This window comes from Microbacterium sp. H6, assembly GCF_003314775.1.
GTDB classification, from domain to species: Bacteria; Actinomycetota; Actinomycetes; order Actinomycetales; family Microbacteriaceae; genus Microbacterium; species Microbacterium oxydans.
This window is the reverse complement of record NZ_QOAY01000187.1, coordinates 20,471-30,475: the sequence shown is the minus strand read 5'-3', so window position 1 is coordinate 30,475 and position 10,005 is coordinate 20,471. Positions and strand designations below refer to the sequence as shown.

Here is a 10,005-nt window from a genome sequence, read left to right as displayed (position 1 = left end):
AGCTGCATGTGCCGCAGTGGCGGTTCTCCTCCGAAGGCCTTCCCGGAAACCCTGATCGGCTCGTCCTCGACCTCGACCCCGGTGAGGGAGTCGGACTGCCGCAGTGCGCCGAGGTCGCCCGCATCGCCCGTGGAATCCTGTCGGACATGGGTCTCGATCCACTGCCGGTCACCAGTGGCAGCAAGGGCATCCACCTCTATGCCTCACTCCCCGGCGAGCAGACGAGCGACGAGGTCTCCGCCGTCGTGAAAGAACTCGCCCGCATGATCGAGAACGACCACCCCGATCTTGCGACCAGCGTCATGGCGAAGGCGGTCAGGGGTGGCAAGGTCTTCCTCGACTGGAGTCAGAACAACGGCAAGAAGACCACCATCTCCCCCTACTCGCTCCGCGGCCGTGCGCGGCCGTGGGTCGCCGCTCCTCGCACCTGGGACGAGCTCGCCGATCCGCATCTCGCCCAGCTCGACCTCGATGAGGTGCTCGAGCGCGCCGCCGCGGGAGTCGATCCGCTCGCCACGCTCCGCCCGTCCATGACGGCTCCGCTGCCGCAACCCGCGAAGACGCGGAGCTCCCACCGATATCCCCGGAGCTCAGCCGCACCCGCCGCCCCGCCATCCGCGGCATCCGTGGCATCCGTGGCATCGGTGGCATCCGTGGCATCGGTGGCGCCGATGCTCGCCGAGAACGGCACCCCCGGAACCGCGCGCGCGCTGAGCGATCCCTCCTGGGTCGAGGTCAAGTGGGACGGCATCCGCGCGGTGGGCACGTGGGTGGACGGACGGATGCTCCTGCACGCGCGTCGAGGCACCGACATCACCGCCCGCTACCCCGAGCTCACCGCCGACGGCGCCCCCTTCCTCCCGGTGAAGGACGCGGTGGTCGATGGGGAGATCGTGGCGTTCGACGCCAACAGCCGACCGAGCTTCTCGCTCCTCCAGAACCGGATGCACCTCACCCGCCCCCGCGAGATCGAGCGCGAGGTGATCCGCACTCCCATCGTCTACATGCTGTTCGACCTGCTCCGCCTCGATGGGCACGACCTCACGGGCCTGCCGCTCCGGGAGAGACGGACACTTCTCGAGGATGTGATCGCCGGCCTCGACGCTCCCGTGCAGGTCCCTCCCGTGTTCGACGACGTCGACGCGGCACTCATCGCGAGCCGGGAGTTCGGTCTCGAGGGCGTCGTCGTCAAGGACCCGCGATCGCGCTACCGTCCGGGGCAGCGCTCACCCTCCTGGTTGAAGCTCAAGCACACCCGGATGCAGGAAGCCGTGATCGTGGGTATCCGACCGGGCAAAGGCGACAGGGAGAGCACGCTCGGATCGCTGCTTCTCGCCGTTCCGGACACCTCATCGGGACGGCGACGGCTCCGCTACGTCGGCCGTGTGGGCACCGGATTCACCGATCGGATCCTGCGCGACCTCCTCGCACGGCTCACCCCTCTTCGCGTGGACGATGCCCCCCTCGACGGCGTCCCCGCCCCTGATGCCTCCGACGCGCTCTGGGTGCGCCCCGAAGTCGTCGGCGAGGTCGAGTTCGCGAACTGGACGCCCGACGGAGTGCTCCGCCATGCCCGTTGGCGAGGCCTCCGCCCGGACAAGAGTCCTCTGGAGATCACTGTCGAGACCCCCGTCGATTCCTGAAACCTGACCCGAGATCACGGCGCCGGATCAGGCGTGGTGCGGTTCGCAGTCGGACTGCTCGGCGGGCTCGATCTGGAAGGTCGAATGCTCGACGTCGAAGTGGTCGGCGAGACACGCCTGCATCTCGGTCAGCAGTTGCGACGAGCGTCCGTCGGCGAAGAGCGCCGGCTCCACGCTGACGTGGGCGGTGAACACGGGCGCTCCGCGAGTCAGCTGCCACACGTGCACATCGTGCACACCGACGACGCCGTCGTATCCGAGCAGGTGCGTACGGATCTCGCTCACCGCCGTGCCCTTCGGGGCCGACTCTGCGAGCACGGAGAACACCTCCCGAAGCAGCGCTATGGCCCGGGGGATGATCATCGCCGCGATGAAGAGGGACGCGATCGCATCCGCGGGCATCCAGCCGGTGAGGAGGATGACGACAGCGGCCACGATCACGGCAGCCGACCCGATCAGATCGCCCATCACCTCCAGGTAGGCCCCTCGCACGTTGATGCTGGTGCGCTGCGCGCGGCTCAGCAGCCACATCGAGACGGCGTTCGCCAGGAGACCGACGACCGCGACGACCAGCATGAGTCCGCCGGCGACCTCGACCTCCCCCGGATTCATCAGACGCCCTACGCCCTCGATCGCGACCCACGTCGCCAGGGCGATGAGGATGATCGCGTTGATCAGCGCACCGAAGACCTCGGCACGCTGATACCCGAAGGTGCGACGGTCATCCGCCGGGCGCGCTGCCACTGTCGCGGCGATCAAGGCGATGACGAGGCCGGATGCATCCGTGAACATGTGCGCGGCGTCTGCGAGCAGCGCGAGCGACCCGGAGAGCAGCGCGCCCACGACCTGCACGACCATCACCGTCGCCGTGAGGGAAAGAGAGATCGCGAGCAGTCGTCTGCTGCTGGCCGAACGGATGCCGCCGGGCGCGGGTGCGTGATCGTGCATGCCACCAGGCTAGACCGGGAAACAGCCTGGGAAGGCGTCTTGCGGCTAGTCGGGAAGGGTAACGATTCTCAGCTTCAGCAGCACTTTTCCGCGGCCGACGCGTCAGAGTGCTGCGAGGAGCGGAACGAGCTCGGCGAAGGCGCGTGCACGATGCGACTGCTCCTGCTTCTCCGCGGAGGAGAAGTCGCCCACCGAGCGCTCCTCCCCTGCAGGCTGGCCATCCGGCACGAAGATCGGGTCGTAGCCGAAGCCGCCCGTTCCCGACGCCGCGTGCGCCAGGCGACCCGGCCACCGCCCCTCCACGACCTGCTCGCGGCCGTCCGGCAGCACGAGGGCGATGGTGGAGGTGAAGTGCGCGGCGCGGTGCGGGTCGGCGATGTCGCGCAGCTGGTCGAGCAGCAGTTCGAGGTTCGCGGTCGCATCCTTCTTCTGCCCGGCCCAGTACGCGGAGAAGACCCCCGGAGAGCCGCCGAGGACGTCGACGCAGATGCCGGAGTCGTCGGCGAGGGCCGCAAGCCCCGTGTGCGCTGCGGCCGCCCGCGCCTTGATCAGCGCATTCTCAGCGAATGTCACGCCGTCTTCGACGGGTTCAGGGCCGTCGTAACCGATGATCTCGAGATCAGGACGTGTCCGCTCCACGATCTGCTGGAACTCCGCGACCTTGTGCGGATTGTGCGTCGCGAGCACGACCTGCATCGTCACTCCCCCGCCAGTGCGGCCAGCTGCGCGTCCTTCAGATCGGCACATCCGCCCAGCCCCAGCTCGAGGAGCGCGTCGAGTTCACGCTTGTCGAACGGCGCTCCCTCCGCAGTCCCCTGCACCTCCACGAAGAGTCCACGGCCGGTGACCACGACGTTCATGTCGGTCTCCGCGCGCACATCCTCGACATATGCCAGATCGAGCATGGGCTCGCCATCGATGATGCCCACGGACACCGCGGCGACCGAGTCGAGCAGCGGGGTGGAGTTCTTGCCGATGAACTTCTTCTCCCGACCCCATTCGATCGCGTCCGCGAGCGCCACGTAGGCACCGGTGATGGCTGCCGTACGGGTGCCGCCATCCGCCTGGAGCACATCGCAGTCGATGACGATGGTGTTCTCGCCGAGGGCCTTCGTGTCGACGACCGCGCGGAGCGCGCGGCCGATCAGCCGGGAGATCTCGTGCGTGCGTCCGCCGATGCGACCCTTGACGCTCTCGCGGTCGTTCCTGCTGTTCGTGGCGCGCGGCAGCATGGAGTACTCGGCGGTGACCCATCCCTTGCCCTTGCCGGTCAGCCACCGCGGCACGCCGTTGGTGAAGGACGCGGTGCACAGCACCTTGGTGCCGCCGAAGCTGATCAATGCCGATCCCTCGGCGTGAGCACTCCAGCCGCGCTCGATGGTGATCTCGCGCAGCTGATCGGTGGAGCGGCCGTCGACGCGGACGATTTCGGACATGTGCTTCTCTCAGGTCGGGATGGCTGATCGCGTCGGAGCGAGACGATCGGGATTACTCGAAGGCGGTGTCGGGGAGGGTGATGACGCCGGTCTGCACGAGCTGCACATCGCGCACCTCGTGCCCCATCAGTCGGTTGGCCAGCGCGGTGAAGTCGTCGGTCGCGGCCCCCGTGGCCTCGTACACGTAGCTTGCGGTCGCATCCGGTGAGGCGAGCAGGTCACCGCGGACGAGCTGACGATAGACGTCGCCGGCGGTCTCATCGTCGCTGGAGACGAGCGTGACGCCCTCGCCCATGACGTAGCTGATGGCACCACGGAGGAAGGGATAGTGCGTGCAGCCCAGCACGAGTGTGTCGACGTCTGCATCACGGAGGGGGGCGAGGTACTCCTCGGCCACCGCGAGCACCTCGGGCGTGCCGGTGATACCGGCTTCGACGAACTCGACGAAGCGCGGGCATGCAGCGGTGAAGACCTGCAGCCGCTCGTTCACCTCGAGCATGTCCTGGTAGGCGCGCGAGCCGATCGTGCCGACCGTGCCGATCACGCCGACGCGACCGTTGCGGGTCGTCGACACGGCACGGCGCACCGCGGGACCGATCACTTCGACCACGGGGATGTCGTAGCGCTCCCGAGCATCGCGCAGCATGGCCGCGGAGGCGGTGTTGCACGCGATCACCAGCATCTTCACGCCCTGGTCGACGAGCGTGTCGAGCACTTCGAGCGAGTAGCGGCGCACATCGGCTATGGGCTTCGGCCCGTACGGCGAGTGCGCGGTGTCGCCGATGTAGACGAACGACTCTCGGGGCAGCTGGGCGCGGATGGCCCGCGCCACCGTGAGCCCGCCGACACCGGAGTCGAAGATCCCGATCGGCGCGTCGTTCATGACTCCCCAGCCTACCTGCGCGTGGCCCGCCGCGCGCATCGGGGTGCTCACTAAACTGAGCGCATGACCACGTCGACGGCGCTGCTCACCGACCGCTATGAGCTGACGATGCTCGCCGCCTCCCTTCGGGACGGCACTGCTTTCCGCCCCAGCGTGTTCGAGCTGTTCTCCCGACGCCTCTCCGGTGGCCGCCGTTTCGGTGTGGTCGCCGGTACTGGCCGGCTTCTCGGCCTCCTCCGCGACTTCCGCTTCGGTGAGGACGAGCTGCGCTTCCTGCGCGACGAGGCGGTCGTCGACCCGGCGTCGCTGAAGCACCTCGAGGATTACCGGTTCACGGGCTCGATCCGGGGCTATCGCGAGGGCGAGCTGTACTTCCCGGGCTCCCCCATCCTCACCGTGGAGGGAACGTTCGCGGACGCGGTCGTGCTCGAGACGCTCGCGCTGAGCGTGCTCAACCACGACTCCGCCGTCGCCACTGCCGCGTCGCGCATGAGCATCGCCGCCGGCGAGCGTCCACTGGCCGAGATGGGCTCCCGTCGGGCCGCCGAGCGTTCCGCGGTCGCGGCGGCGCGCGCTGCGTACATCGCGGGCTTCGGCGCCACGAGCAATCTCGAGGCGGGACGAAGCTGGGGCATCCCCACCATGGGGACGGCCGCGCACTCCTGGACGCTGCTGCACGACACCGAGGAGGAGGCGTTCCGGTCCCAGGTCGAGAGTCTGGGCTCCGGCACGACCCTGCTCGTCGACACGTATGACATCCGCACCGGCGTCGAGACCGCCATCCGCGTCGCCGGAACGGAGCTCGGTGGTGTGCGGATCGACTCGGGCGACCTCCCGATCGTCGCCGCCGATGTCCGGGCGCAGCTGGACGAGCTCGGTGCCACATCGACGCGCATCACGGTGACCAGCGATCTCGACGAGTACGCGATCGCCGCTCTCGCCGCTTCGCCGGTCGATGCGTACGGGGTGGGCACATCGGTCGTGACCGGCTCCGGATACCCGACAGCGAGCATGGTCTACAAGCTCGTGGCGCGCCAGGATGCCGCCGGGTCGTGGGTCGGCGTCGCCAAGGCATCGGCGGACAAGGCGTCACACGGCGGACGCAAGTCGGCGTTCCGCACCCTTGCGGACGGAGTCGCCACGGCGGAGACGGTCGTCGTCTCGGACGGCTTCGAGCAGCTCGACACGGCAGCCGACCACCCCGACGGCCGACCGCTGCAGGTCACCTTCGTCGAGGCCGGCGACATCGATACGTCGTACGAGGGGGTCGCGGGTACCGCGGCCGCTCGCGCTCATCACCTTCGGGTGCGCGAAGAACTGCCGGTGCGGGCTCTCGCGCTGAGCAAATCCGACCCTGCGATCCCCACCGTGTACGTCGAAGCCGACTGAGGTCAGCCGATCATCGACTCGTAGATCTCCTTGCACGTGGGGCAGATCGGGAACTTCTCCGGGTCGCGCCCCGGGGTCCACTTCTTGCCGCACAGCGCGCGCACCGGCTTGCCGGTGATCGCGGATTCGAGGATCTTGTCCTTCTTCACATAATGCGAGAAGCGCTCATGGTCGCCCGGTTCGAGGTTCTCCTCGCGGAGGAGCTCTTCCAGTTCGCGATCAAGCGTTGCCACGCCGCCCTGATCGGGGCTGTCCAGCGGAGTACTCATCCCGAGAGTCTAGCCGCGTCGAAAGCCTCGCGGGTGGTCGTCATGCCGTCTCGACGAACTCCATGAGACGCTCTCCGCTGCGCTCGAAGATGCGGCCGCCGATGACGGCGCCCAGCACCAGCACCCCGAGGCCGACGAGGAGCCCGACCCAGAAGGTGGCCGGTGCATACGCCGACCCCTCGAGGATCGTGGCAGCGAACAGCCAGATGGTGGGCGCGCTCAGCACGATCGCCCCGAGGAACGTCGCGGCCGGTCCGTAGATCCCGCGGGATGTCGGCCGTTGCGGCTGCTGGAACGGGCTGTCTCCGGGCCGTGAGACCGCGTAGGGCGCAACGACGGAGACGATGCTCGAGATGCCGAGTGCACTGAAGAGGAGGCTGGCGGCCACACCGCCCATGGGCAGCAGGAGACTCCAGTTCCCCACCAGGAGGAGGCTCAGCGGCACAGCGATCGCGAGCACCGGAATGGCGACGAGCAGCACGGGCACGAGGCGACCGAGACGATCGGGCAGCCCCCGGACGCCACTCGCCACGTGCGTCCACAGGGCCGTCGAATCGTAGGCGACGTCGTTGTGCGGCAACCATCCGAAGAACAGTGCCATCACCGGAACGGGGACCAGCGCGGCGATCTCCACCGGGACACCGGCGACGATGAGCGGCAGCACCGTGAGCACACCGGCGACCGGGACCACGATGATGTTCATGATGTAGCGACGGTCGCGGAGCCAGTACACGAGGCTTCGCGAGGCGATCGCCCCGAAGGCGTTCGACGGCAGCAGCCCGAACCAGCCGAGCCCGGTGCGCTCCCGCGAGGCGACCGGGCGCTCGGTCGTCGTGAGGAGTCGCCGGACGAGCCATGCCCACGCGATCCCGAGGAGCACGACGGTGAGGACCGCGATGATCCCGGTGACCCACGCCGAAGCAGTCGCCCCTGCCGCGGAGTCGAAGAGGAATGCCGGCGCTGCCGCGAACGGACTGAAGCCGAAGACGCTGGAAAGGGTCGCCAGCGAGGGGGGCACCAGGCCGTCCCAGCGAAGGGATCCGAAGAACACAGCCACGGGGAACGCGATCACGATCAGGGCGAGCGCGAACAGCGCGGTGAGCTCTCGTGATCGACGCTCGGGAAGGAGCAGGGCGTTGAGCGCCATTCCGATCCGCGAGACCAGCATCGTCGTGACGACGCCGACGACCGTCATCAGGATCGCGAGAGGCCATGGCGTCCCGGCATCGATCGCGACGATGCAGACGCTGATGTAGACGGCGAGGAGCGCGAGGCTGGGCACGCTCACGAATGCGGCCAGCGTGAGTACCCACGGCATCTGCCGCTCATCGACGCCGAAGACCGCGAAGCGGCGAGGATCGAGTTGGTCGACTGCCCCGACGAGGAGCGGTCCGACGAGGAAACCGACGAGAAGGGCAGCGCCACCGAGGACGGTGACCGCACGGGCGACCGGCACCGGAGCGGACGACAGGCTGAAGACCGCGATGCACACCACGGACGTGATCGCGACGACAGCGACGAACGAGATGATCGAACGGACCCGACGGTCGCCGCGCAGAGTTCCGATCAGAAGCGCGAGCCTCAGTCGGAGAACGTGTGCAGCCACTCGAGCCCCTCCACCTCTCCGCTGGAGCCGGCGAGCTCGACGAAGCGCGCCTCGAGCGTCTGCCCTGCGCGCACGTCGTCGACGGTCCCCTCGGCCAGCACTTCCCCTCCGACGATGATGGCCACGCGGGAGCAGACGCGCTCCACCAGATCCATGCCGTGACTGGAGAGGATCACCGTGCCACCGTGCGACACATACGCACGGAGGATGTCGAGGATCACCGCCGAGGAGACGGGATCGACCGATTCGAACGGCTCATCGAGCACGAGCACGCGCGGGGAATGGATCATCGCCCCTGCCAGCATGATCTTCTTCGTCATGCCCGCCGAGTAGTCCGAGACGACGCGGCTGAGCGCATCGCCGAGGTCGAACGCCCGAGCGAGATCTGCCGCGCGCTTCTCGATCACATCAGCCGCAAGGCCGCGCAGCAGCCCGTAGTAGTACAGCAGCTGACGACCGGTGAGGCGGTCGAACGTGCGCAACCTGTCCGGCAGCACGCCCATCAGCTTCTTCGCGGCCAGCGGCTGCTTCGCCTGGTCGATGCCACAGATCACGACGCTGCCCTCGTCTGCGCGCAGGAGCCCGGCGACGATCGAGAGAGTCGTGGTCTTTCCCGCCCCGTTGGGGCCGACCACCCCGTAGAAGGATCCAGCCGGCACGGTCAGGTCTATGCCGTCGACGGCGCGGTTGTCTCCGAACTGCTTGACGAGGCCGCGGATGGTGATCGCTTCGCCCCCGGAGAGTCCGTCCACGGGATCCACGACCTCGGAAGCCGCGTCGTCCGAACCCCCTTCAGCCTCGACGACCTCGACCGACGCGGACGTTCCCGACTCGATCGGCTCCTCGACGATCGGCTCGGCCTCGACCGGTTCGGCGCCGGCGACCTCCGCCGCGAGGGCGGGTGCAACGACAGGCTCGGCAACCGGCTCGGGTTCGGGTTCGGGTTCGGCGATCGCATCATGCTCCGGAGCAGGCTCAGCCACGGGCTCCGGCGCCGAGGTGACTTCGACCGGCAGCACCGATACTGCGGCTGTCTCGGTGGCACGCATCGGGTCCACCGGAGCCGCTTCGAGGCTCGGAGACTCCGGGGCGTTCTTCGCCGCGTCCGCCGCCGCCTTCTCCGCCTCATCGGCGGCCTTCTTCGCTGCAGCATTCTTCGCTGCCGCGGCCTTCGCCGCCGCTGTCTTCGCCGCCGTGGACTTGGCTGCGGCCGCGCGAGCAGTGGACTTCGTCGCTGCAGCCTTGGAGGCGGCCGCTTTCGCCGCCACCGTTTTCGCCGCCGAAGCTTTCGCGGCCGTGGACTTCGCAGCAGTCGACTTCGCAGCAGTCGCCTTCGCGGCAGCTGTCTTCGCGGCAGCTGTCTTCGCGGCCGTGGTCTTCGCGGCCGTGGTCTTCGCGGCCGTGGTCTTTGCCGCCGTCGCCTTGGCCGTCGTCGTCTTGGCAGCCGTCTTCGTCGTCGACTTCGGTGCCGTTTTCTTCGCTGCGGTGGTGCGACTGGCTGCGCCGCTGCGCGCGGCAGCGGCGGGCGTTCCGTTCTGGTCGGGCAACGCCTTGACCAAAGGCTCCACGACGATGTCGGCAGTCGGTGCGGCTTTCTCCGGCGCAGCCTTCGCGGTCGACGTCTTCGAGGTCGATGTCTTCGCGGTCGATGTCTTCGCGGCAGTCGTGGTTCCGCTCGTGGTCGGACGCTTCGCGGCGGGCTTCTTCGCGGCCGGCTTCTTCGCGGCCGGCTTCTTCACTGCAGGTCGCTTCGCCGTCGTCCCGGCCGCCGATGCCTCGTCGGAACTCGATTTCTTCACCGGCGGGCGCTTCGCCGACGTCTTCTCTTGCG

Annotated in this window: 10 protein-coding genes; 3 read left to right on the top strand and 7 right to left on the bottom strand. The window is 68.4% G+C overall.

Features of this window, described 5'->3' with window-relative positions; translation table 11 throughout:
• Positions 1-1,643: non-homologous end-joining DNA ligase (gene ligD / locus DSP71_RS12235; protein ID WP_258546410.1), on the top strand; the 1,643-nt coding region annotated here is incomplete at its 5' end.
• A gap of 27 nt (positions 1,644-1,670) precedes the next feature.
• Here ligD and DSP71_RS12230 read toward each other — a convergent pair.
• The 4 genes from DSP71_RS12230 to murI form a co-directional block, all read right to left on the bottom strand.
• Positions 1,671-2,591, bottom strand: coding sequence for a cation diffusion facilitator family transporter (locus DSP71_RS12230; RefSeq protein WP_046748974.1), 921 nt, complete (start codon positions 2,589-2,591; stop codon positions 1,671-1,673).
• 102 nt (positions 2,592-2,693) lie between these two features.
• Entirely contained in the window at positions 2,694-3,287 is a 594-nt protein-coding gene (gene rdgB / locus DSP71_RS12225) for an RdgB/HAM1 family non-canonical purine NTP pyrophosphatase (protein WP_046748973.1), read from the bottom strand.
• Positions 3,288-3,289: 2 nt separating this feature from the next.
• On the bottom strand, positions 3,290-4,027 hold the full coding sequence (rph, locus tag DSP71_RS12220; RefSeq protein WP_046748972.1) for a ribonuclease PH: 738 nt from the start codon (positions 4,025-4,027) through the stop codon (positions 3,290-3,292).
• A 52-nt stretch (positions 4,028-4,079) separates the two neighbouring features.
• Positions 4,080-4,910 carry a glutamate racemase gene (gene murI, locus DSP71_RS12215; protein WP_046748971.1) on the bottom strand — a complete coding sequence of 277 codons (831 nt, stop codon included), beginning with the start codon at positions 4,908-4,910 and terminating at the stop codon, positions 4,080-4,082.
• 63 nt (positions 4,911-4,973) lie between these two features.
• Between murI and DSP71_RS12210 the strand changes: the two genes are divergently transcribed.
• Entirely contained in the window at positions 4,974-6,299 is a 1,326-nt protein-coding gene (locus DSP71_RS12210) for a nicotinate phosphoribosyltransferase (RefSeq protein ID WP_061018238.1), read from the top strand.
• Between the two features lie 2 nt (positions 6,300-6,301).
• On the opposite strand, the gene DSP71_RS12205 is transcribed toward DSP71_RS12210, so the two are convergent.
• The 3 genes from DSP71_RS12205 to DSP71_RS12195 are packed head-to-tail and all read right to left on the bottom strand — an operon-like array spanning position 6,302 to position 9,223.
• Positions 6,302-6,568, bottom strand: coding sequence for a DUF3039 domain-containing protein (locus DSP71_RS12205; protein ID WP_026049764.1), 267 nt, complete (start codon positions 6,566-6,568; stop codon positions 6,302-6,304).
• A gap of 40 nt (positions 6,569-6,608) precedes the next feature.
• Positions 6,609-8,174 carry a hypothetical protein gene (locus DSP71_RS12200; RefSeq protein WP_113681220.1) on the bottom strand — a complete coding sequence of 522 codons (1,566 nt, stop codon included), beginning with the start codon at positions 8,172-8,174 and terminating at the stop codon, positions 6,609-6,611.
• On the bottom strand, positions 8,150-9,223 hold the full coding sequence (locus DSP71_RS12195) for an ABC transporter ATP-binding protein (protein WP_113681223.1): 1,074 nt from the start codon (positions 9,221-9,223) through the stop codon (positions 8,150-8,152). Before DSP71_RS12195 ends, DSP71_RS12200 begins: the two co-directional genes overlap by 25 nt.
• Here DSP71_RS12195 and DSP71_RS22285 point away from each other — a divergent pair.
• Positions 9,213-10,005 (top strand): hypothetical protein (locus tag DSP71_RS22285; RefSeq protein WP_113681219.1); only part of this gene is annotated, 793 nt, incomplete at its 3' end. The two genes, DSP71_RS12195 and DSP71_RS22285, sit on opposite strands and share 11 nt — an antisense overlap.